Raw genomic sequence first — 24,281 nt, 5'->3', positions numbered from 1 at the left:
CGCCCCCTATTATTTTCCAGATGTCACGTTGCTGGTCACGCACTACAACCGCAGCGGCTCCCTTGAGCGGCTGCTGGGTTCCTGCCGGGAGCGGGGCTGCTCCTTCGGGGACATCGTGGTCTCGGACGACGGGAGCAGGCCCGAGCATCTGTCGGCCGTCAGGGCGCTGCAGGGCCGGTACGGGTTCCGGCTGGTGACCACCCCCGAGAACCGGGGGCTGGGCAACAACATCAACAAGGGGCAGGACGCGGTGAGCACGCCCCTCACGCTCTACGTGCAGGAGGACTTCGTGCCCACGGCGGCCTTCCCCGAGCACTTCCGGGACGCCGTGGAGATCATGCGGCAGGAGCGGCAGTGGGACCTGATCACCTTCTACGCCTACTTCGCTTACCCTTACCTCAGGCCCTATAAGAAGGGCTTCTCTGAGAAACTCTACAAACCCTGGTATACCAACTATTTGAAGTTTTACTACTACGGAGACCACCCTCACTTGAGGAGAAGTGATTTCCTGCATAGGTTTGGGAGGTATGTGGAAGGGAAGAATGGAGATGTGACGGAACTTACCATGAGCCTTTCTTTCATCAAGAACAATGGGAAAGGATTACTCTTTGATGATTGTCATAGTTTGTTTATCCAGAAAAACACCAGTGAAGAACCAAGTACAGCTACTTTCAGGAAGAGCTGGAAAGAACAGAAACATGTAGCTGTGCTCTTCCTTAGATGGATGTATTTGAAGTACAAGTTCATGAACCTTAACTTTAGGCTGTTATTCACAAACAGGATTGACCATACAGGGTAAGAGCAGCTTCTGTTGAACAACATTCTAAGAAGTGAAACAGGTAGCCTCAATAGAGCCAGCCTACAGGAATGTGAAAGGGAGGATTTTACTTTTATAAACTGAAAATCAAATGGTGGAAAATTGATTATGCTGTGCCTGGTTGCTTTCCATCAAACTTTAAATATGACTTACTCAAACGCCCCCTATTATTTTCCAGATGTCACGTTGCTGGTCACGCACTACAACCGCAGCGGCTCCCTTGAGCGGCTGCTGGGTTCCTGCCGGGAGCGGGGCTGCTCCTTCGGGGACATCGTGGTCTCGGACGACGGGAGCAGGCCCGAGCATCTGTCGGCCGTCAGGGCGCTGCAGGGCCGGTACGGGTTCCGGCTGGTGACCACCCCCGAGAACCGGGGGCTGGGCAACAACATCAACAAGGGGCAGGACGCGGTGAGCACGCCCCTCACGCTCTACGTGCAGGAGGACTTCGTGCCCACGGCGGCCTTCCCCGAGCACTTCCGGGACGCCGTGGAGATCATGCGGCAGGAGCGGCAGTGGGACCTGATCACCTTCTACGCCTACTTCGCTTACCCTTACCTCAGGCCCTATAAGAAGGGCTTCTCTGAGAAACTCTACAAACCCTGGTATACCAACTATAGGAAGATCTATGCCTATACGGACCACCCTCACTTGAGGAGAAGTGATTTCCTGCATAGGTTTGGGAGATATGAGGAAAGAACAAAATCGGATAAGACCGAATATTTGATGTGCGTTGCTTTTCTGAAGAAACAGGGGAAGGCTCTTTTCTATGAGGAGTATAAAAGTTTGTTAGATCAAATTAACCCTGAAGAAGAACCTAGTACAGTTCAAAGGAGTAAATGGCGGCAAAGTGATAGTTTGTTTATTTCTATTATTAGAGATGTGTACAGACAGATAAAATACAATTATGATATTCATGTGGCTAGGTAAGTGGTGATCTTGTTAAGGTTTTTAAAAGATTTTGCCGTAATATATTAATAAATGGATAGTAAAAAGAAAGCAATCAATGGGGGGAAGTGGGTGACTATTTCAACTGTAATTACAACATTGTTGCAGTTTGTTCAGATTGCCGTTTTAGCCAGGCTTTTAGATCCCTTAGCTTTTGGGGTCGTTAGTATAAGTACATTAATTATTAACTTTTTCAATATTTTCGCTAACCTGGGGTTTTCAAACTCAATCATTCATAAACAGGAGGGCGATAGAAATGTATTGTCAAGTATTTATGTGTTAAATATTGTATTAGGTATTGTTATATTCTTGGTTATCAATTTAAGCTCTTTTTTAGTTGTAGATTTTTACAATGAGCCAAGGTTACAAGGGGTGTTAAGGGTGTCCTCTTTCTACTTTCTTATTGTCTATATAGGGCAAATTTATTCCATTCTGCTGCAAAAGGAGTTGTTGTTTAAATCAGTGGCAATCGTGGATATTGTAGGAGGCCTGTTTGGCGCTTTTATTACTATTACGCTTGCTTACATGGGGTTTGAAGAGCTTTCCTTAATTTATGGACAATTAGGAATGCAGGCTATTAAATCAATCTTGCAGGTTGCTTTCGGGAAAAAATTCTTTTTGCCGTCTCTATACTTTAATTTAAACAAAGTAAAAGACCACTTGAAGTTTGGTATGTATAATGTAGGAGATGGGGTCTTTAGTTTCTTCCAGGGGAATTTAGATAATATAGCCATTGGTGGAGTATTGGGAGTTGAGATGCTAGGTTACTATACAATAGCATATCAATTAGCAATTTTTCCTATAACAAAGCTAAATCCAATTGTTTTACAAGTCGCTTATCCTGTAATAGCGAAAATGAAACAGAATGCATCAGAATTAAAGAAATCTTATCTTAAGATTTTAGATTTAATTAGCTATGTTAACTTTCCATTGCTGGCAGGTCTATACATTACTGCTGACAGCATTGTGCCCTTAATTTACGGCCCCGGTTGGGAGCCAACTATCTATCTGATAAAGATATTTGTATTTGTAAGTGCTTTCTATTGTTTGAGCCATCCATTGTTTACGTTGGCTTATACAAAAGGTAAGCCTAATCTGCTCTTTTACTTAAATCTAATCACCCTCATTGTCAAAATGCCTTTGGTGTATTTTATGGGTCAATACTGGGGGGTGACCGGAATAGCAGTAGCTTTTCTGATAGCTACGGTCATTAACTTTGTCTTGAATTTTGGCATAGTTCATTACTTAATAGGCAGCTTTTTGAGGGAGTTTGGTAAGATTATCTTAAAGCCCATTGTGTACTGCTTATTATTGGTTGGTATGGTATTCTTGTATAAATCTATAGTTGGGTATCAAGGCTTAGCGAATGCTATTGCAGAGATAGCAATTGGGGGGCTTGTTTATGTGGGTTTAACACTTACCTTCAGATTTTCTCTTGATGAACTTAAAGCATTAAGAAAGCTGGTTTAAGAATTTGCTCGCGATACACGTTTCTATTAGTTCTTAATTCTAGTGCTTTGACATTCAGGCAAGTAGAATTAGTATATTGTTATAAATTATGAAAAGGTTAGTCCTTAGATCTCTATACCTTGTTGCTCTGATCAAGTATCCTAAACTCAGAGATGATATGCGGTATTTCATGCGGGATAATTATTTTTGTAGATTAGCCCAGATGAAATTTCTGTTTAAAGATTATTTTCAGAAAAAGAACTATAAAGTAATAAGTTATAGAGGTGAGTTTGATCAAGAATTGAGATATGTTCTGCCCTTTGCTTATTGGCATTTCTTAAATGGTACGTTAGACAAAACCATTTCTTCAAAAGATACGAAAGAGCTTTACTTCTTTAGCAAGAACCATGAAGAAAAGTATGATAAGCGCATTTGGAATGAGACATATATGCATTATGATGTCCCAAATATGACGCATAGTTTCACTTTTAGCTATCAAAAGTGGGCACCAGTGCCATATAAAGCTCATTATGCAAACGAGGTATTCAAATTTGATAAACCCATTTTAGTTATCGCCAATAAATATAACATAGAGTGGGATCATCCACCTATCAATTTCTTGGATATTCCAACCTTAGATAAGATCATTACCAAATACAAAGAAAAATACCAGATCATCTATAACAGGCCATTGTCTACCCAGATTGTTCTAGATAATAGTGATATTCTGGATTTAAAAGAATATCCCTGGCTAAAAGAGAACCACCCAGATGTTATTCTAATGAATGATTTATATGCCCAGCACAAGGGCAGCGTGGTTAACAATTTTAACCACCTGCAGCTAATGGTTTATGCAAACTGTGATCGTTTTATATCCATTCATGGGGGGACAGCTATCCTTGCGAGTTGCTTTGAAGGAACAAATATAATTCTATCGAATCCTAACTGGGGTATGGAAATCTTATTTGATGAATATTCAACTATAATGCCTAAACTTTCAGGCGCTAAAATTCTACATGCCAGAGATGCAAATGAAGTCTTAGAGCATGTGTATGAGAATTACTGATTTCGTGCCAGAAATGAAGAACTGGCATGAAATCGGTTTTAAATTAGATCTCATCTCCTATTTACCTCCCTTCATTTAATTAAAACATAAATGAACAAAAATTACGATATTATATTAGTTAGCACCTCTAGGTGGGATAATCCATATTCTTCTGTTGGCTACAGTTTCGCTAAGGAGTTTGCTAAAAGTAACAGAGTATTTTATATTGATCATCCCATTTCAATAAAAGAGTTCCTGTCAGAGTACTCAAATGGCGATATGATTAAATCCCGTAAAGGAGCCTTGTTGTATGGTAAAAACAAATACCGGAAGATTGAGGGCACTTCAGACAAGCTAGTTGTGGTCACCCCAAAACTAACTTTGCCAATCAACTGGTTGAAGGAAGGGGCAGTATATGACTATCTTTCTAAACTAAATGACAAGATAGTTTATTCTACTATTAGAGAGTTAGTGAAAGATTATAATATAAAAGAATATGTTTTCTTTAACTCGTATGACCCGTTCTTCTTTGCGAGCTTTCCGGAAGACATAAAGCCCAAAATCAAAGTTTACCAAACAATAGATGATATCAGTCAAGAGACCTATATCGCCAGACATGGGATTCGATTGGAAAAGGAGCAGGCCAGAAGTGCTGATATAACCCTTGCCACCTCCAGGGAGTTGAGTAAGAGCATGTCTAAATATTCAGACAAAGTCTATTGTATACCCAATGCTGCTGACTTTTCCCTTTTTCAACGGGCTGTAAGCGAAAAGCTTAATAAACCCAAAGAGTTAGTAGGGGTTTCCAAAAAAGTAATAACGTACACTGGAAATATAGGTACCAGAATAAATTATCCTTTGTTAATTGAGGCGGCCAAAATACATCATGATAAAATCCTGATGATGGTTGGCCCTGTAAGTACAGATGACTTTAAAAAGTCAGGGCTAGATCAATTACCAAATGTTGTTTTTACAGGTGCAAAGGATATTAATGATTTACCTGCGTATTTGCAACATAGTGACTGCCTTCTCATTCCGTTTGAGTACAGCTTGCTCACTAAAAGTATCTACCCTCTCAAAGTAAATGAATATTTGACCTCAGGAAAGCCCGTCATCTCCACAGCCTTTTCTGATGATATAAAAGACTTTGCTGATGTAGCATATATTGCCGAGAATGAAACCCAATTCATTTCTATGATTGATAAAGCCCTACAGGAGGACTCATTGGAGCTTGTAGAAAAGCGTATAGAAAAAGCCCAAACGAATACTTGGGAAGCAAGGGTGCATCAATTCTGGCGTATTATTGATGAAGTTGAGGCAAGTTAATTATCAGAGGTACGGGCTTTTCTGAATAACAGCGGTCAAACAGTTGAAATCTTTTAATTCATGATTGTCTTAAATAAGTGAGATTTATTCCACAAAGTTGTTTATCTACTCACCATGTGAGTTTGTTCCCAGAGACCTTATTAACTTATTTTGGTTTTGTTAATACGCATGCGGCCGAATAGTTTATGGAAGTAGCCAGTACCATTACAATAGTGTGTGTGTGTGATGATCACTATTTTGTTCATTTAGCTGCTTTGATAAAATCTATAGAAGTGAACCACACATCTGGTGAGAAGTTGCTCTTCTATATTGTTGAAGATTCTGTTAGTGTGCAAAGCAAAAGGAAGCTGCTAGATTCAATTAATGAGTCTATGACTACTTTGCATTTCATTAAAATGGATGAATGCGCTCCCGTTGATGTAAAGCTACCGGTTGATAGTAGCTCCTATCCTTTGAATATCTACATGCGTCTTTTCATTGCTTACTTTTTGCCCCAGCATATTGAAAAGATAATTTATTTAGATGTAGATATCATTGTTCAACGTGATATCAGTATCCTTTGGGAACAAGAGTTGAGGGGCAACACAGTTGCGGCAGTGCAAGACCATTGGGTGAAGATTGTAAGTAGATGGGGCGGTGTTGATAACTATAAAGAGTTTGGCTTGCAAGCAGATACTAAGTATTTCAATACAGGTCTCTTAATAATTGATTTAAAGAAATGGCGGGAGAATAACATTACGGCAAAGGTAATTAAATGCATAAAGTCCAATAGAGAATATGCTCATTTTCCAGATCAGTATGGGTTGAACGTTGTATTGGCTGATACTTGGCTAGAGTTGAATCCCTTATGGAACTGTTTTGCGTATCAAGATGGGCCCGAGCCATTCCTAATACATTTTACCGGAAGAAAGCCAATCTATAAGTCTTACTATTTTAAGGAAGAATATAAGAAAACCTTTTATAAATATCTAAAATTAACTAAATGGTCTGACTTCAAACCTTTAGGAGAGACTAGAAGATATCTTAAGAAGATGAACAATTATCTTAAAAAGATGAATGTAATCAATGTGGTTAATAATTAATTGCATTCATCTTTTTAAGATAATTGTAGTAGCGTTTACTTTTGTGAATTAATTACTCAAGCTTAAATGAGAGTCTTGTTTATTTGGTTTATTCTCTTTTAAAATAATCGTAATGATTGTTCTGAATAATAGCTAATTGTTGCTGTTGTAAATGGTTGGTATTATGGAGGAAAATGGTAAATTATTTCCTTTGCGATTTAGGTTTATAGATGGAATTAGAGTTATAGCAGCTGTGTGCGTGGTTTATCCACTAAGCAGAATATAACTAAGTTATTTAGATGCTATGCAGAACTGCTTAACGTACCCTTTATAAAGGAGGTATGCCGTTGATGCTTTGATTGCCCTTTCTGGCTTTTGCTTGAGGTTGCCTGTCGTTCGTAACTGGGCGTAAGAGCTTGCTTCTCGGGTTTTATCAGAGAAAGAGTAGTAAGGATTCTGCCTTCTTATGTATAGCGTTGTTTCTGTCCTCTGTTTACATAAAATTCCTCTTTCTGGGCTGTTTAGTTGTGTCTCTTGCCGCATCATCTAAGCTGTGAAGGGTACAGCATTAGTGATGTATAGTTATGTTGCTTGCGGTTGTGTTGTTCATATTTTAGTTTAAATATCTTGATTTTGAAAGCATTCAATGTAAAGGAAATTCTTCAAATCGTTCGTTTCGTGATTGTTGGGGCATTTTGTGCCGGTTGTGATTTTATTCTTTATGCCCTTTTGGTTAAGTATTTTCACTTTAACTACCTGCTGTCTAATATTGTTTCTACAACGTTAGCTATAGTTATTAACTATTTTATTACAAAGAGATGGGTTTTTAGTAGTAGTAAATACTCGTTTAAATATGAGTTTACTTCTTTTGTTATTCTTTCTCTAATTGGTTTGTTTCTGAATATAGGATTGATCATTCTATTTGTGGAGCAATGGCAAATGGATCCATTACTTGGGAAGTTACTTGCTATAATTCTGGTTTCTGTTTTCAACTTCATTTCAAAGAAAAAGATTGTTTTTGGAGGGTGAGGTAGAATACCCTGCCTGGAGCCCATTGTCGCTTCATAGTTGTTTTGGGGCTGCTTTCCAGAAAAGAAGCCTATAACGAAAGTTTACCTTTGAACCTGTTTAGAGTTATTACTGCTGTTACGCGATCCCACTGGTGGTTTCTAGAGAGTTTGGAGACTCGCTCCCTTCTCGGTCACGAGGCCGCAGTCTTGCGCCAGTTGATTCTATACCGGTGAGGTCTTGGGGACCTCACCGGTTCCGCGTTTATGACCTGTTTTCCGCAAAACAGCCCCAAACGCATCAGTGGGGCTCCAACACAAGGTTCGTTCTTAGAAGCCTATTTTTCAGGCAGTTCCTCTGCCGAAAACGTCTTATTTCAGAAAAACAGCTTTGAAAGAGAGATTTCCACAGACCAAGGCCCTGACAAACGTTTGCGCCGGTAATAACATGGAAAACTTTAAACGGGTTCTTCACTAGGAAGCATTTTGAGATGCCTACAAACAAAAAAGACTACGCCAATAAAGCGTAGTCTTTTTTGTGGAATTGCTCATTGGACTTAATGAGTACATTCCTGCACTCCATCTTTGTAAAAGGTTCTGAAACGTAATACTTTATCTAAAACATAAGATCCTTGGAGTAGTTCATCAGTGGCAGATGCCTTGCTGGATTCAAAAGTTTTCCTCTGGCCATTTCTGATGTAGGTGATGCTGGCGGGCAAGTTCTTCTTAACATGCTTTCGGAACTCAAAGAATACGAGCAGCTTGCCCTTTTGGGCAAGACTCAGCAGATATGGATCTGAGGAAGCCACAATCTCAACCACATCTTTTTGATAATCAAATATCTGTGTGCTAGTAGGTACTATGTAATGGTTTGTCACGCCTCCTTCGGTCCGCAGGTTGGAGAACATGGCGTAAGATGACTCCGTCTTTAAACCCAGGTAGGGGCAGAGTCCGTTGAGGAATACCAATATTGGGAATAAGAGCAGGGAGTAGTGGGCGAAAGAGAACGTGCGGGTGTTGTCGCTTTTATCCTTGGTTCTCATTGATAGCATGAAGATGACAATGAATGATACGCTGTACCCCGTCCAAAGGACGTGACGGAAGTAATCTTGAAACACTCTTGTGTAAATGTTGATCAGGAAGAGTAAAAACAAGATGGAAAGGGAAAAAAGGGCGAAGTTTACTAGATTGAATTGCAGCAATCGCTTCTTTAAAACCGACTTGCGCTGGAGCGCCTTCTGGTAGAGGGAGTGGATCTTGTTGCTGAAGCTGGTGCTAGTAAACAGGAAGTAAAGCGCGAAAACGGTGGCAGAGAAGTCATAAAAGCCGTTTAGTGGGTTATAAGCCAACACGCAGTGGAACACCAGGCCCAGGAGAATGCCTATATAACGGGTTTTTCTAAAACAGATTAATAGTGGAATAAGCGTTTCTACAAGAAGGGTAAAGTAGATGTTGAGTGCCAGCAGCGTTTTGCTGGAGGGCAAGATGTTGTAGTAGTTGTTCTGCAACATTAGGAACTGCACGGCGCAACTGGCATCAGTATCAAAGAACCCAGCGTTCAGTTTATGAAAAACCGCAAAGATATAGAGGACAATAAGCTCCATCCTTACCAGTGGAGCAAAGGTGTTCAGCAACTCTACTTTATCAATGTAAAAGCTTTTGCGTTTAATGATAAGATAAACATAGGATTGTATGATCGTGAAGTTCACGAACGTAAATAGAATCCAGTGGTTACTTATTCTAGGCAGGTCGGTGGCCGCCTGGTACATCTGCAGGGAGATGAAGATGAGCAGCCGGACGGTAGAGGAAGGTTTGGCAATGAGGGCGATGGCCGCCGTGGTGAGCAGGAAAAAGGTGAGGTTGATGGAGAAGCCGTTGAAATTAGCCATGTGGAAGATGGAGGCAATGGCCCACAGGCAGCAGAAGATCTTGTACTTCAGCTGGGAGGAGGCATACTTCTCGGGTGAGGCGGTCTCCTTCAGGAAACTATAGTAATTAATATCTTGGGCGGTAAAGGCCTGTTTGAAGGAAAGTAAAGGAATACCCATATAGTAGTCGTTGTTAAGGCTCAATAATGAACTTTGTTGTTGTACCTGAAATCTTATGATGCAAAGCGGAATGAGATGCTCTTGTTCTCAGTTTTCTGGCCAAGAACCTTTTCAACCTTTAAGTATCTTTGTGCTTATTCAGTCAAACCTTCCTTATTGAGTATCAGAGATCTAAATCGATTCTTGCGGATAATATAAAGAGGAGAATGGGTTTGAGCACGGCTTGGCATACGGAGTATATACTACCCCCAGGTATTTGACAGGTTTGCTTTCATCCATTTTATTTAGGAAGAAGTCTGTAGATAAGAGATAGTTGTGCACTAATTCAGTCACCATCTCTGATTTTTTTATATCTAGCCCCAAGTAATAGATAGATCTAAGGTTTATTTGGGCCCGTAGACTTTCATTGATATAATGAGACTTGAAGAAATCATTTACAAACTGTTCTACTCCTTTCTTATCTAACTTTAGATAATGGAGTTCATTCATAATCACCCCAACAGCCGCATCCTGATTAGAAGTATACACATAGCCAAGACTTGGGAGAGCAATCATTCCAGCTCCAGTCAGGCCTGTCAATCTTAGAAAGGATCTTCTCTTCATAAGTCTTTGTTCGTTTGAATACTTAGTGTAAGGTGCCTCTGTTTAGGCTTTGCAAGGATTGCATTTTTGCTACTTTATGTATCTTCTTATGTTAAAAGCTGTGGTCAGCGGCGTAAAGGGACAAAGCAGATAACGTAAGTGTTGGGTTGGCCGGAGTATACGTGGTAAAGCTGCCACTCCCTAGCACAAACAAATTACGGTACTGGTGGTGAAGCAAGTGGCTGTCAATGACCCCCTCTGCCGCGGTTTTGCTCATTCTGGTAGAACCTAGTATATGTGCTTCAGACTCATAAGGCGCCGCATATTCAATTTTCTCTACCGGTAAGCGAGAAAGAAGGCTGGGTAATTTAGCTTTCATGTTTTCTATGCCTCTCAACGCATAGTCAGATGGGCCTTTGAAGTGCACAGCCGGCTTCATTCTGTCTGCAGTGGTAGAAACGAAATTATGGGCTTCTGGCAAGTCTTCAAAAACCATCCGGAAGTTGGCGATCTGGCGCCATTTTCCCCGTTCTAATCTAAAGTAAGGGGCGTTATTTGACTCCATCAGGCAGGCCGCGAAGTCTTTCCGGTGATTTCCGTCATACAACATGTACCCGTTGGCATTTACCCAGGTGCTGCCCCCCACATTCTCCAGATTGTCTAAATAAACGGACGCCTGTAAGCCTATTTGTTCTCCAATTCCTTTTCCGGTGAAGGGATTCGTATCTCCGGAGTTCAAAAGAATGTTGGCGTTAAACATGGCATTCGTTCCCAAGGCAATGACCTCGGCCGCTACATGGTATTCCTTGCCGTCTTTGAGGAAATTAGCCTTTCGGGCCACATCTTGCTCCAGATCCAAACTATATACTTGTGCTCCATACAACAACTCAACCCGGGGGTCTTCATAAACGCCCATACTGGAGTTCTCAATGGTGAACTTGGCATTTACCGGGCAGACATGGCATACCGTACTGGCACAACAGGCATTTCTGCCGTTTACGGCAACGCTGGCTCGGGCAGTGGGCTGGTTGATGTATAGGTGGCCATATTCTTGGTGTAAAATCTTATCTACCGTAGAAAATGAATGCGGTGGGAGAGGATAAGAAGCTTTCTTGGGGAACGGCGTCATAGCAGGCCCTGAAATGGACATGATCTCCTCTACCTGTTCATAGTAGGGCTCCAAATCATTGTACTGCAACGGCCAGTCATTTCCAATGCCATACAAAGATTGCATCCTGAAATCAGACGGCATGAAACGTGGGGTACAGCCATACCAGCAGTTGGAACTGCCTCCAAAACCCTGCGTGAAAACCCAGCCTTTCTTCTCATTGTGGTTGTCAAAGGTATCTTGTGAGGCGGGGTTAAGCGAAGCATAAGGTGTGTCTTCCCCTCTTTTCTCTTTTACCCGTTCTGCATGCGGATAAAGATGCCCTTTCTCTAACACAAGTACTTTGGCCTGAGAAGCAGAAGCTTTGCTTAAGTACTTATGCAGAAAGAAAGTGGATGCGAAACCAGTGCCTATCACCACCAGATCATAAGACGTATGTTTCATTAGCACGAGAAAACTTAATAACTATGCTGTGTAAATTTATGTTGAGTGAAATGTTACCGCTGCCTGTGGTTAGAAAGACTGCTTGAGGAACCAGTTCAGGGAAGGGATATCTATGTATACCAAGGCCATGAGCAGCACGGTAAATAATACTACATACACCATGAAGGATGTTTCTTTGTGAAGCTTCTCTGGGCCTTGAACTACTGAATCTTTCCGTAGCCCTATGCCTAAATACCAGGCAAACAACAGGGCGAAGAATGGGAAGCTGATTAAAAGCTCTACCTTGTTCTTTATCAAAAAGATGCCTAGGAAGAATGCCGAGGTTATGGCATAGAAGAACATAGATATGAGAAGGCTGTTTTCTGTGTATTTTTTAAAAGATTTGCGGTATAGGCCCGCCAGTTCTGGGTTGTTGATATAGCGGTATTCAGCAAATCTTTTTGTGGCCATCAAGAAGGCACCGCCCATCCAATAAGCCAGAATAATGCTGCTGGGCGGAATGAAAGCCCAGGCTGGATCTAACAGACTAGCCGGTAACAGGGCCGCAGGAACAAAGATGAACCAACCTAAGGCAAGTCTGATGGGGTTGTTCACTGATTCAGATAACACATCCAGGTAAACCCGCTCTTTTGTGCGGAACGGTCTTACATTGTACATAATACCCATAAAGAGCAGGAAGGCCTCTAGGGCAAGAAACTGCATAGAGATAAAATAAGACAGGCCAAGGCCTAGTGCTGCTAAGGCAAGGTATTCACTATAGACTACCACCGGGCTAAGAACCGTAACTACCGCAGATCTTTTTTTCTTCTCTGGGTGAAAACGGTCAAATTCTGCATCAAGGTATTCGTTGATGGTGTAATTGGCCGATGCAATAAGGCAGGTGCTTACAATACCTACTACTATTCTAAACAACAAGTCAAAGTCTAGGGAGGTGTTATACACCATGAAGGCGAATAGCATGCCTGGTAACATGAAGATATTCTTAAACCAATGGTCTGGCCGGGCAATTGCCACATATTCTTTAAAACCAGCTGGTCTAAGTACTGCCTCCTGCTGCGGAGAATCTGGAAAAGTAACTGTTGATCTCATTGGTGAATGGTTTTTGTTTGGTATAAGTTTATCCTTGTTTGAAGAAATAAGGTTGTTCATCCTAATTTATCAGAAATATATCATATCTGAACCTATGCATACAGTTGAAAACCGTGCCAGCTTTATATTTTTTATAAGTTTTGTTTTAAATGAAAGCAGATAGGTTTTCTGTTTGGAAAGCATCAGAACAATGGTGTAAGTTGAATGAAAGACCAGGGCTGAGAAGAGGAAGTCTTTCCCAAATTGAATCTTGTAGTCCCAATATGGAAATGCTTCGTTTTGTTTGGGGTGAGATAAAACAGTCCCAGTTTCATTTTGCACTTCTATAAATAAATAAGCGATTATTTCACTCTTTTATAAAAGTGCGTGTTTGAGTAGCAGTCGTCATACGTGGAATTTACTACCTACATGTAAAGCTTACCTATCACTAAGTAGCCCTGAAGAGTAAAACCCTTGTTAGGCAGTCTGATGTTTAATCTTCTTGTAATTAGCTAATTGCTGTTGCAGGTTACTGTAAAAATCGAATTCCTTGAAAGGTTTCTTCTCCACAATAAGGTAAGGCATATTCGCTTTAATGGCGCACTCTCCATCCAGTTCCTGACGATCTCCAATAAACAGGCAATCTTTTGGCTCTAAACCAAGTTTTTCGGCTATATACAATAATCCTCTGGGGTGGGGTTTCAGGAAATCTATCTCGGTATCAGTAGAACTTACCACTATGTCGGCGTGAAGGCCCATGGCTTCTAATTTGTCAATTGCCTTGTAATCAGAATAGATTCCAATCTTTATGCCTTTGCTTGTGAGGGCCTTGAAAAAGGATTGAACTCCTGGGTACATGCATGCTGGCAGATATTTGTTTGGGAATTTAAACATCCAGTGGTCAATTACTTTTCTGATCCTGGGAATAGGGAAGTTGCCCTTTGCTGCGCACCACTCATACTGAGCAGCCTCTAAATTCCTACTGGTTATACCTGCTTTCTTTTCCCGCTCAGCCCTGAAATGATGCAGTATTAAAATGTCTTTCCATAGCCAAGGTTTTGTTGCATAGTGGCTTATCAATGAAAACAACATTTTTTTTCTTAGAATAGATTGAGCATATAAGGTGCCGTCTACATCAAAGATTACTGCTTTTGTTTTTTGCCAATCTATTGTAAATTCTTGATTCATAAAGGTATATAGTGGGTTTTGTGATGGTGATAAATTTAAATAAAGGCTAAATGATTATATATGTTTTTTGGGGTGCTAACTATTTATTTAAGAGAAAACTTATGGATTTGTTTTGGGCCTGCTTTGCCTAATTTAGGCATAAAACAGAGGAGGCTACTTGTTTATTGCCCCTGCCATAAATGACTGCCATTTGTGTTTTAACCCTAGTTTACAGAATTCAGCTCACAAACGTATTTAGCTATATATGGTTTCAGTGGTATAATGATTTTGGTGTAACAGATTGTATATCTTTGCTTTAAATTATACTTTCATGAACCAGGCTATTGGGTTTTACTCCAGGGTAGCCATGTTAGCTCATGATTTGGCCACTTGCTTGACTCAAGTCAAGCAAGTGGCCAAATCATGAAGACCTAAGCCAACGGTAAAATAAAAGATTTGATCCAGGGTATATGTCCGGCCTTATGCAGGCATGCGTATCTTGCTTCTTAGTGGTAGTCGCGAAGCATGCTGCTGGTTTATATAAATTCAAAAGCTATGTTTCTGGGGTGTTTTAGCTAAAAGAAGGCTTAAATGCCTTTTCTTGGCCGCATGGCGTTAAACATGGAAATTAGATCTACTTGTTTTTAAGTTGATCCAGAGCCGTTTGGCTGAAAGGGCTAAGGTAGCAATAAACTTACTATTTTATATTTCGTAGTGATAAAATTATAGTTGAGATGCTGTAATTGAAAATATTCTAGAGCAATTATAAAAGTTTTGGTATTGTTTTTGACTAATGAATATTGTTTGCTGGAACTGCGGATAGGAAATGTTAATCTGCTGTATGGTTAGGCTCAATTAGTAAGTTTTAATAAATTCAATAAGCTACTTTGCTAAGGAAGTAGTTTCATAAGTAAGCTATAAGAGAGAATTACCCCCATTGTATGGAAATATACTATAAAGCTGCCCCTGTACTTCTTCAAAAAGAGGTGTCTGCTTCAAGCACCTCAACTAAAGTTAGGTTTGGGTGGGTAAAGGTGACTTGGGTACTTATAGCATTGGGCATATTCTTCAGGCTATTCCATTACTTTGACAACAGATCTTTGTGGCTGGATGAAATATACCTTGCTGCCAGCCTGGTGAAAATGGATTTGCAGCAACTGACCTTCTCTGATCTGGAATATGAACAGAAAGCCCCTATAGGATTTCTGTGGATGTGTAAATTGGCAGTTCTGCTTTTTGGAACAAGTGAAATGTCGCTTCGGTTGTTTCCCTTATTGTGCGGGATTTTGTCATTGTTTATGTTCCTGCCCGTTGTCCGTTATTTTCTGAAGCCCCTGGGGGTGGCCGTTGCCATTGGTATTCTCGCATTGGCCCCCCCTTTGATTTACCACGGGGTGGAAATAAAGCAATATAGTACAGAGTTGCTGGCTAGTATCTTGTGTTTGTATTTATACACGCGTTACCATAAAAAGAGAGACATCGCATCATTGGTGATGTGGGGTGTGTGGGGATCTGTTATTATCTGGTTTTCCTATACCTCTATCTTTATTCTGGCGGGCATGGCCATGGGTATCACCATCTATCACCTCCTTAGAAAAGAGTGGGTAACTGTGTTCCTATTGGTCATTCCTTTTGGCCTGTGGCTTGTCAGTTTTGCCGTAAACTACTTTGGGTTTACCGCCAGGTTAGCAGAGGCAGAATGGTTGCTTCATTATTTTAGAGTCAGGGGGGCTTTTATGCCCGTTCCGCCTACTTCTTTGGGTGATCTGGCTTGGCCCATTAAGAACTTGGGGACAAGGTTGCTGCATTATCCCTTGGGACTGCTGTGGGACGTCTCAGAGATTGAGAACGGTGTGCTTCGTTATCTCTTGAGACGACCAATCTTTGCTGTGGCATGTACCCTAATGGGCCTCTTGCTGTTTTTGAAAAGAGACAAAAAGTTTCTGTTGGTGTTAGTGCTTCCTTTTCTGCTGTTAATGGTGGCCTCGGCCCTTGAACTCTATCCTATTTGGGAGCGCTTAACTGTATTCCTGGCTCCTTTGTTAATCCTGATTGTTGCTCTGGGCTGTGAACGCCTCGCTGCTTATTCTCAATGGATAAATCGCAGAGTTGCGTTTTTCCTGGCGATGCTGGTTTTGGCGGCTCCTTTCTGGGCATCGGCAAGCCAGGTGATGGAACCACGTAGTTTTGGAGATTACAAAAAGTCATTTTACAGAGAGGCCTTGCTTGGTATAAACAAACACTTCCGGAAGGATGATCAAGTGTATGTTTATTGGAACATGTTAACTCCTTACCGGTTTTACAGTGACATTCACGCATTCAACTACAAGGCTATTGAAGGAAGCGATTTCAGGAAGGCCTCTATAAGTGCCTCTGATTACCTGAATAAGTTGACGACAGAACTGAATAGCCTTAAAAAGACGAAAAGAGTTTGGGTCTTCTATAGCAAAAGGCTGAGTATGAATATAGGTGACTTTGAGATGCACCCCAGTTGGTACGTGAAGGAAGTGCTAGGTAAACAGCGTCTGCAAAAGAAGTTTTCAGAGATAGGGAAGGAGATCTATTCGTTTGAGACCTATGAACTAAAGGCGAGCTTGTTTGAGGTAAAGGCGCAGTAAGCATCCTGCCTTATGCCTGCTTTTTTGAGAACAACTACAGAGCCGAAGAGCCTTTCCTCCGCAGCCTAAGGAATCATGTGGGGCGTCAATTGAATAATGTTCACTAGGAGTAAAGCAGCGGGGGAGAGATAGAAGAAAGAAGCAGGAACACACGGCTAACCTGTTCTACCAGATTCTATTGCGTTTTTCCGAAAACAGCCCTAAAACACAACGTCTCTTAGAGCTTGTTTAAATTTGGGGTTTGCAGCGCAGAGTGAAACTGGCTCTAACATCGGCTATTATAAATAGCCGCCATTCAATTTAATGTTGACCTAACAGTAGGGTGTTTTATGTTTCTTTTCTACAAAGTAGCTTCTCCCGTTATCGCTAAAGATCATAAACCTATCTTGTTTTCCAGGGGCATTCATTCAAAGAAGCTTGTTTCATTTCTTACCGGGTTCATCATAACTGCTGGTATTGCCATCAGGCTGTTCCATTACTTTGATAACCGTTCTTTATGGCTGGATGAATTGTACCTGGCGGTCAGTCTGATCAAAATGGGTTTTTGGGAGTTGGCTACCCAGCCATTGGCCTATGAGCAAAAAGGGCCCCTCGGGTTCTTGTGGGCCGTAAAACTTTCGGTTACTGTTTTCGGGAAGGGCGAGATGGCGCTTCGTCTATTCTCTCTTCTTGCCGGAATTGCTTCTTTGTTTTTCTTCGTGCCTGTTGCCCGTCATTTTCTCAAACCGTGGGCTGGGCTTCTGGCGTTGGCAATGATGGCATTGGCTACCCCGGTGGTTTACCACTCCGTAGAGGCGAAGCAGTATAGCGCAGAGTTATTCGCTTCCATTTTGGCCTTGTTTTTTTACCTGCGTTATCATGCCCATACAAATACGGCTTCCCTTCTAAAGTGGGCAGCGGCGGGAGCCATATTGCCCTGGTTTTCTTACTCAGTGATTTTTGTGCTGGCAGGAATTGCCTTCGCTGTTTGCCTGAATGAACTGCTAAGAAAAGAGTGGGGGAAGCTGTTCAAATACGCGGGTGCCTTTGGTATATGGCTTTGCAGTTTTGGCATCATCTACCTTGTTTTCATGAGTAAGTTCAACGACTCGGCTTGGCTTATCCATTTTTTTGAAAACTACTACAACGCCTTTCTGCCGTTTCCGCCTTCCTCGGCCGCTGACATAAAGTGGTTTCCAGAGAAAGCGATTTCCGTGTTAAAATACCCCATGGGGCAAAATGCCCTTCATCTACATTGGCCTTACACGTACTTGATTGAACATTTGAGGGTGTTGCCATTCTTGCTGATGGTAGCAGGGGCTATCCTGTTGCTCAAAAAGAGTAGTCTAAGGTTCAATGTGTTGGGATTCCCCATCTTGCTGGCCCTTGTTGCATCTGGTTTGAAACTGTACCCTTTCCATGAGCGGTTTATTCTGTTTCTATTCCCTATGTTCATCTTGCTTACTTGTTACGGGGCGCAAGCACTAAGTTCTTTTCTCTCTGCCAGGGTAAAGGTTAAGCCGCTTCTCATTGGTTTGCTGCTGGTACCTGCCGTCTGGAACGCCACCTGGGAAGTTGTTAATCCACGGTATTTCCTCAGGAGCGAGGCAAACCGGGAGGCTTTGCTTTTCATCAACGACAATTATAAAGAAGGTGATGTGGTTTATGTCTACTGGAATATGTGGCAAGCCTATGCCTACTACAAAGATGCATACAATCTGAAATTCACGGCAGTAAGGGGAACAGACGTAAAAAAGATTTCAGCTAACCACAAGGAATACCTCCAAAACCTTGCTCCAGATCTCCAAAAGCTAAAAGGCCACGCAAGGCTATTCTATTTATATAACGTAAACATCAGAAGCGACATTGGAGAATTTGTAGGCCAGCCAGACTGGTACTTCCACCATTCTACCCCCGGTAAAATTCTGGAGCCCGCCTTTGTTAGGATGGGAAATAAATTAAGCAACGGGTTTGATGCTGTTGGAGCAGTGGTATCCATTTATGATTTGGCCCCGCAGAATTAGTTATGCAGCTATAAAGGTTGAACTGAAGTAGTGTATAATGATGTGGGAATCTCTGTTTTAGGGCCGTTTTGAAGAAATCAGCCCTAAAACGCTATTAATTGATTAGTGCGCATTAGGAGGGGTGGAGAGTCAGAACCTGCTTCCCAGCCCCTATGATGCATTTTGGGCTGTTTTACGGAAAACGGGCCAGAAACGGCATTGTCGCAGACGCTCGTAGGAACTGTGCGCACTACGAGGTCTTTTGAGTTGGTGGCATTACGAAAGGAATAGCCCCCCCCTACCCCTCTGAGGAGGGAAATACGCCTTTGCAGAGGAATAGGAATGTCTGTAAGAGACAGGGCAGTGCCTGGTCTCTACGGGTTCTCATCACGGCTTTTGCTCCGTTACTTCTGCTTCCCCATTTCCAGTTTTCTCGGAGCGCGCCTCGTTTTTGGCCCTGAATAGACATCAGCTAAGAGAGACAGACCTCCCAGGCCGAAAGGGCAGTGGGAGAGGGGAAGACGGGGCCTCGCGGCCGTGAGCGCATACCGCCAGAGATGAAACAATACAGCACCTACACCTACGCAGGGAGCGGACAAGCCAAGGGAACAGCAGATTGCGTGCACCTGCTCATAACCCACGCACCAAGCGGACAAGCCAAGGGAACAGCGCTAGGCATGCACCTACGAATCCCTTTAAAGAGCGAATCATAAAAAAAGGGATTGAGCCTTTGTAGGCTCAATCCCTAAGGAATAGTTAGTAACTTCTAAAGAAGCTAACTACTTGCTAAAAGCTTAGAATGATTACTGTACTTTGAAGAACTTCTTCACATCCTTTCTTTCCCCCTGGATAATCTCAATCACATAACCGCCTGCGGGTAATGAGGTTAAATCCAGTTTTTGATGGAAAGAAGGCGTATTCTTCTCAAAGTCAAAAGTTTGGTGAAGTCTTCCAGAGGTCATGTTGGAAATCCTCACTTCTACTTTGTTGCTCACATCCTCACTCTGTAACTCTATGTTGATAGACTCAGCCGTAGGATTTGGGTACAGTTTAACAGAACCTAAAGTCTCCTCAATTTTTGCTGTTTTAGAAGTAGACTTCGCTATAAATTCTGAGGTCTTAACAAATATAGGCGTTTCGGTGACTGTGATGGTCACTTTGCCACCTTGTGTCTTTACTCTCTGCATGCCCATCTCATCGCTGCCTGCTTTGGGAGTGTAGATGTACGCATACTCAGCATTGCCCAGGTTTAATTGGTACGTGCTGGTTCTGCCTACTTCATCAGGAATCCAGCAAGCGTATATCTTCTCAGAGCCATTTACCCCTTCAATAATATACGGATCAGAGTTGATCGTTTTATTGTAAGTGAATGAACCCAGTAGTGTGCCTGCCTGCTTGAAATAATCGGCCGAAGGACGTCTTGTCTGGTCATTGTTCAAGAATCCTGAACGCGTATAGATATCCCAGTCATTATTCAAGGGGGTGTCATACAGCATGTAATACATGGTTCTGTCTATGCCTAGCTTCCAGTTAATCAGAGAAATCCTCAAGTTCCAGTCTGCTTGGGTGATGTCCTGGCTTTTAGAACCAATGGCTAGGGCTGCCTGAGAAGATCTGGAACGGGTGTCATAGCCGGTTTCTGTCTGCCAAAGCTCTACACCAGGTAATTTCTCCTTTGCGAACTTCACAAAACGACCCGCAATTTCTTCAATTCCGCCCAGCTCTGGCGCTACGCCTCTGGAGCCACTGTGTTGCTGTCCGCCGTTGTTCAGGTAATTATGGAAGGCTATGATATCAGCAGGGAAGTCAACAATGGCGGCTCCGTTCTTATCTAACAGAAGATTTCCGTTGCTGTCTTTTTTATATCCTCTGAATTCTCTGCACCAATCCAGCATTCCCTGATAGAAATAAGTGTTGGCCAGGGCAATGCCGGTGGTGGCAACTTTCATGTTAGGGTCAGCATCTTTCACCCCTACTCCTGGCCCCAAAGCTCCTTTGTGGCCATCATAGAAAGCACTCATATTAGCCGCGTACTCCCGGCCTGTCTGGTAGCCTTGTCTTCCTTTCCACCATTTGTCACGTTCATTGTCATGTTGGATGTAGGTTAAGGTTCCTAACCCAACCTTCACCTCATTGATAGAGGAGAAGTTCTCTCCTGAACTGTTCGTGAACTTGGTGGTCTGCACCTTAGACTTAGAGCGTAAATACTCTGTTCTGTCTGTACCGTCAGCGCTTAAACCAGATCCGTAACGGGCTGCCGTTTGAAACCCCAGCTGGGCGTTCTCCTTGTAAGAAGCCGGGTCTTCAAAGTTGCTCTTATAATAGACCGGTACTTTCTCCATGTCACGCTCTTGCTCAGGGTAAGAGCGCAGCATTGGGCCAGATTGACCTCTTATGCAAGCAAGTGCCGGCAGGTTGTTTTCTTTCAAAGTGGAGAATAACACATCATAATCCCACCAGCCAGAGGAGGTTGGGTTGAAGGTGTACACCTCGCGGTTCGCTTCAAAAGTAGTCGCGTCCATGTAGAACCGGAAGCCTCCTAAGAACGTCTTTGCAGCCTCTAGTTTAGCCGGAACAACCGTGTGCTGAGAGGTAGGGTTGGTAAAGTCCCAAACAAAGCTATTTTGTCCTAAGTGGTTGGCGAATGGTTTTTTAGCTCTTTCTTCATACACCTTGGCGGGCTTAGGAATGTAAGAACCAGCAATGAAAACTTCCTTAGGAAGGTACGTAGGGCCTTTTCTGATAATCCAGCTGATTTCTACCTCTTCTTCAAATGGAACCTCAGGGAAGTTAGAATAGCCATTGAAAGGTCTTCCTCTGTGTTTGCCAAGCAGTACTCTGTCTTTAGGGAATTTTCCTTTTGGAACATAATACCACTCTGCATCTACTCCGTAATCGCCGTAGCTGTGGTTGGCGATTCTCAGTTGGGAAAGTTTAACGTGATAATCCCTTACATCAAAATAGGTTTCGGCAACATCCAGTAACATTCCATAACCATATTCCGCTGGATTGGTCGTTCCGTCTACCAGTGCATCTAAATAACGGGTATTGTTTAGGTTGTACACATCATACTTCTCTATAGGCACAATACCAGTTACCCGGTTAGCTTCATTGCCATTTCTCAAGGCTGGATCCTCATCTCTGTTATGGGGTGGCGTAGCTATTGCACCAGAAGTTACTACCTGGCTTTTTACCACATTGGCGGCCGCCTTGTACGTTTCACTCGCCGCCTGTGAGGCAGTGATATTCGCAGTGCCCGCACCTACCACTTTGGCAAACCATTTTCCATTTGTGTTTGAAACGGAAATAACCGCAGAGTTTGAGGAGGAGAAGGTGACTGGGGTAGCAGTATTGGTGCTGGTAGCGGTTAATTCAAACGGGGCATCTCCCAGTTTTTTGTCAGCTAAGGCATTAAAGGTAATTACTGGTTGCAATAACTCAACAGGGCCTTCTTCGCTTGCGCTTCCCGGCGTAATGGGGTGCTCAATGTAGGAGGTTACTTTCAAGCCATTTCCGGCGGCGTTACCTAGGTGCATTCTGTAGGAAAGCTTCTGCGCAGCTTCCCATTTGTCTTGTAAAGTAAGCGTCCATTCAGTGCCACCCCCAGTAATGCCGGTGATTTTATTTCCCCCTACCTCATACCCAGCTGTGCCTGATTGGGTCACGGCCTTGTCATAGGTAATAGCTAACTTTTTGCCCTTAGCCGTTATAGAAGTAATCTGCGGCGGAGTAGGGTCATTGAAAGGAGATGATACATTAGTATTTTTCTTAAACACGTTCACCAATTTGGTGCTAAGATTATAGGAGTAACTATCTGCCCCGGTAGCAGTGATACTGCTGATGGGGGCATCACTGTTCACTATTAAAGACATATCTCTTAATCTGTTTTTAGCAGAGATTTTAGACAAGTCCAAGGTAATAGTTAACGTGTTTCCGGTGAGTACCTCAGATTTTACCACGTTTTCTTTGGTCTCATAATACTCTGCAAATTCTTGGGCACCGGCTATCCAGGCCCGGTCATTGTTAGAGGGGTGATTCTTTATGTAATGGATGAATTGCTGGAAATACTGCACCTCTGCTGCTCCTCCAGGGCCATGGGAAAAGGCATGGGCTATGATCTTGTTTTCATCTTTAGAGGCGGCAAAGATTTTGTCTACCCATGTGTCTGCGCTACCAAGGTCGGCTTTCCACATGCCGTCCAAATTGAAGCGTGATACCAAAAGGTAATTGGGGTTCATAGATTTGATGATCGCCCTGTCATTCCAGCTCACATAAGCATCATAACCATCCCGTGAAGCGGCTACCCCAAAAGTGCTACCAATGAATTTGTAGCCCTCCTGAATCCAGGAAGACACGAATCCTTCGTCAGCTGTTGGGATTACACCGGTTCTGGTTCTGTAGCCGGTATTCAGGAAAATTTCTTTTTCCAGCTCTTTAATCTCTTTGTATCTGTGATATCCGCCATGGCTACGGGTGTGGTTCATTACGTCAAACCCGTTGTTGATCATTTCAGTGTATTGCGGGTATTGGGTATAAGCAGAGCCAGGTTCATCTCCTCTGCCATTGATAGCAAAACTCGCCTTGTAACCAACCGGGTTGCCGGCACCATCTGTATAGGTGATTTTAGGATAGGTTTTCCCGTCAATGGCGGTTCCACCGTTCAGAACTTTGTAAACAAGGTTGTAGTCACCAGGGTGCGCATCATCTTTCACAAATAGGAAGCCTACAGACTTGTTGTACTTCATATCAGCGAACGAAGCACTGGCAGAACGAGGGGTAGAGGCAAACTTAACCTGTATAGTGATTCTGCCAGCGAGCACTGGCTCCTGGTTAAAAGGTGACGTTACTGTCAGTGACTGGGTGACGCTGGTAGCGGCGGTGTATCCTGCACTGGCAATCTGAGAGGCGGTGATGTTGGCGGTTCCTGTGCTTACCACTGTGGCTCTCCATTTCCCTGAGGCGTTTGAGACCGACACCACGGCCGGGTTGGAGGAGGAGAAGGAGATGGGTGCCTGGGTGTTGGTGCTGGAAGCTACGAGGTCAAATGGAGCATCGCCCACCGTTTTGTTGGGTAGGGCGTTGAAAGTAATGACCGCCTGCGCCAGGTTATTGCCGTTGGTAGTCACCTCAAACCAGTTGAGGTTCCATCCTCCTTTTTTGGCATAAATGCGAAGTGTCTGCTCCCCTGAACTAAGGCTTACAGAAGCTTTGACCGTAGTGTAGGTTTGCCAACCGGCCGTGTTAGGCACCTGTGCAGAGCCCAGTACATGGCCAGAGGCATCTCTGACCTCAATGGAGCTGCCGCCAGTAGGAGCAGCTACCCTGAAATTGATGTTGTAAGTGCCCGCTGCAGCCACCTTCACGCGGTAGTCCAGCCAATCACCCGTGTCTACGTAGCCCATGTTCTGGCCCCCGCCCGTATCTCCTGTATTTTCTTTCTGCATGCCAGACATGGCTGAATATGCCTCTGCCTGAAGTAACCCTGGAAGCGCTTGGAATTGGGAGATAGGAATTGGTCTTGGTGCCACGGTCAAAGTCCTGGCGACAGGCGCGGGTGCTGCGAAGCCGTTGGTCGCGGGCTGTGAGGCGGTGATGGTGGCGGTTCCGGCCGAGA

The 24,281-nt window shown here is 43.1% G+C and carries 15 protein-coding genes; 9 read left to right on the top strand and 6 right to left on the bottom strand.

Translation table 11 applies throughout. The features are described 5' to 3' along the window. From HHO50_RS00865 to HHO50_RS00835, 7 genes are all read left to right on the top strand, one after another. On the top strand, positions 1 to 799 hold a 799-nt coding region (locus HHO50_RS00865; protein WP_255478542.1), incomplete at its 5' end, for a glycosyltransferase. Positions 800 to 961: 162 nt separating this feature from the next. After that, positions 962 to 1,744 carry a glycosyltransferase family 2 protein gene (locus HHO50_RS00860; protein WP_181304121.1) on the top strand — a complete coding sequence of 261 codons (783 nt, stop codon included), beginning with the start codon at positions 962 to 964 and terminating at the stop codon, positions 1,742 to 1,744. Positions 1,745 to 1,795: 51 nt separating this feature from the next. Beyond that, on the top strand, positions 1,796 to 3,232 hold the full coding sequence (locus HHO50_RS00855) for an MOP flippase family protein (RefSeq protein ID WP_181304120.1): 1,437 nt from the start codon (positions 1,796 to 1,798) through the stop codon (positions 3,230 to 3,232). A gap of 202 nt (positions 3,233 to 3,434) precedes the next feature. Next, the gene (locus HHO50_RS00850; RefSeq protein WP_255478541.1) at positions 3,435 to 4,277 is read left to right on the top strand and encodes a hypothetical protein; all 843 of its coding nucleotides are present in this window, start codon (positions 3,435 to 3,437) and stop codon (positions 4,275 to 4,277) included. Positions 4,278 to 4,367: 90 nt separating this feature from the next. Next, entirely contained in the window at positions 4,368 to 5,582 is a 1,215-nt protein-coding gene (locus HHO50_RS00845) for a glycosyltransferase (RefSeq protein ID WP_181304118.1), read from the top strand. 185 nt (positions 5,583 to 5,767) lie between these two features. Continuing rightward, positions 5,768 to 6,664: a glycosyltransferase family 8 protein gene (locus tag HHO50_RS00840; protein WP_181304117.1), complete on the top strand. Its 897-nt coding sequence runs from the start codon at positions 5,768 to 5,770 to the stop codon at positions 6,662 to 6,664. A gap of 612 nt (positions 6,665 to 7,276) precedes the next feature. Continuing rightward, complete coding sequence (locus tag HHO50_RS00835) at positions 7,277 to 7,672, top strand: GtrA family protein (protein WP_181304116.1); 396 nt, start codon at positions 7,277 to 7,279, stop codon at positions 7,670 to 7,672. Positions 7,673 to 8,207: 535 nt separating this feature from the next. On the opposite strand, the gene HHO50_RS00830 is transcribed toward HHO50_RS00835, so the two are convergent. From HHO50_RS00830 to HHO50_RS00810, 5 genes are all read right to left on the bottom strand, one after another. Continuing rightward, complete coding sequence (locus HHO50_RS00830; RefSeq protein ID WP_181304115.1) at positions 8,208 to 9,698, bottom strand: hypothetical protein; 1,491 nt, start codon at positions 9,696 to 9,698, stop codon at positions 8,208 to 8,210. A gap of 171 nt (positions 9,699 to 9,869) precedes the next feature. After that, positions 9,870 to 10,301 carry a hypothetical protein gene (locus tag HHO50_RS00825; protein ID WP_181304114.1) on the bottom strand — a complete coding sequence of 144 codons (432 nt, stop codon included), beginning with the start codon at positions 10,299 to 10,301 and terminating at the stop codon, positions 9,870 to 9,872. A gap of 91 nt (positions 10,302 to 10,392) precedes the next feature. Further along, positions 10,393 to 11,832: a GMC oxidoreductase gene (locus HHO50_RS00820; protein WP_181304113.1), complete on the bottom strand. Its 1,440-nt coding sequence runs from the start codon at positions 11,830 to 11,832 to the stop codon at positions 10,393 to 10,395. A gap of 69 nt (positions 11,833 to 11,901) precedes the next feature. Continuing rightward, a complete protein-coding gene (locus HHO50_RS00815; RefSeq protein WP_181304112.1) occupies positions 11,902 to 12,921 on the bottom strand; it encodes a UbiA family prenyltransferase in 1,020 nt (339 codons plus the stop codon). 456 nt (positions 12,922 to 13,377) lie between these two features. Beyond that, positions 13,378 to 14,088, bottom strand: coding sequence for an HAD family hydrolase (locus HHO50_RS00810; protein WP_181304111.1), 711 nt, complete (start codon positions 14,086 to 14,088; stop codon positions 13,378 to 13,380). A 1,034-nt stretch (positions 14,089 to 15,122) separates the two neighbouring features. Here HHO50_RS00810 and HHO50_RS00805 point away from each other — a divergent pair. Further along, complete coding sequence (locus tag HHO50_RS00805; RefSeq protein ID WP_181304110.1) at positions 15,123 to 16,685, top strand: glycosyltransferase family 39 protein; 1,563 nt, start codon at positions 15,123 to 15,125, stop codon at positions 16,683 to 16,685. Between the two features lie 329 nt (positions 16,686 to 17,014). Further along, positions 17,015 to 18,688, top strand: a complete 1,674-nt coding sequence (locus HHO50_RS00800; protein ID WP_181304109.1) for a glycosyltransferase family 39 protein — start codon at positions 17,015 to 17,017, stop codon at positions 18,686 to 18,688. Positions 18,689 to 19,470: 782 nt separating this feature from the next. Here the strand turns inward: HHO50_RS00800 and HHO50_RS00795 are convergent. Then, the coding region (locus HHO50_RS00795) for a carbohydrate-binding protein (RefSeq protein ID WP_181304108.1) at positions 19,471 to 24,281 on the bottom strand (4,811 nt) is incomplete at its 5' end.

Source organism: Rufibacter sp. XAAS-G3-1, from assembly GCF_013623775.1.
GTDB lineage: Bacteria > Bacteroidota > Bacteroidia > Cytophagales > Hymenobacteraceae > Nibribacter.
This window is presented reverse-complemented; position numbering and strand designations above follow the sequence as displayed.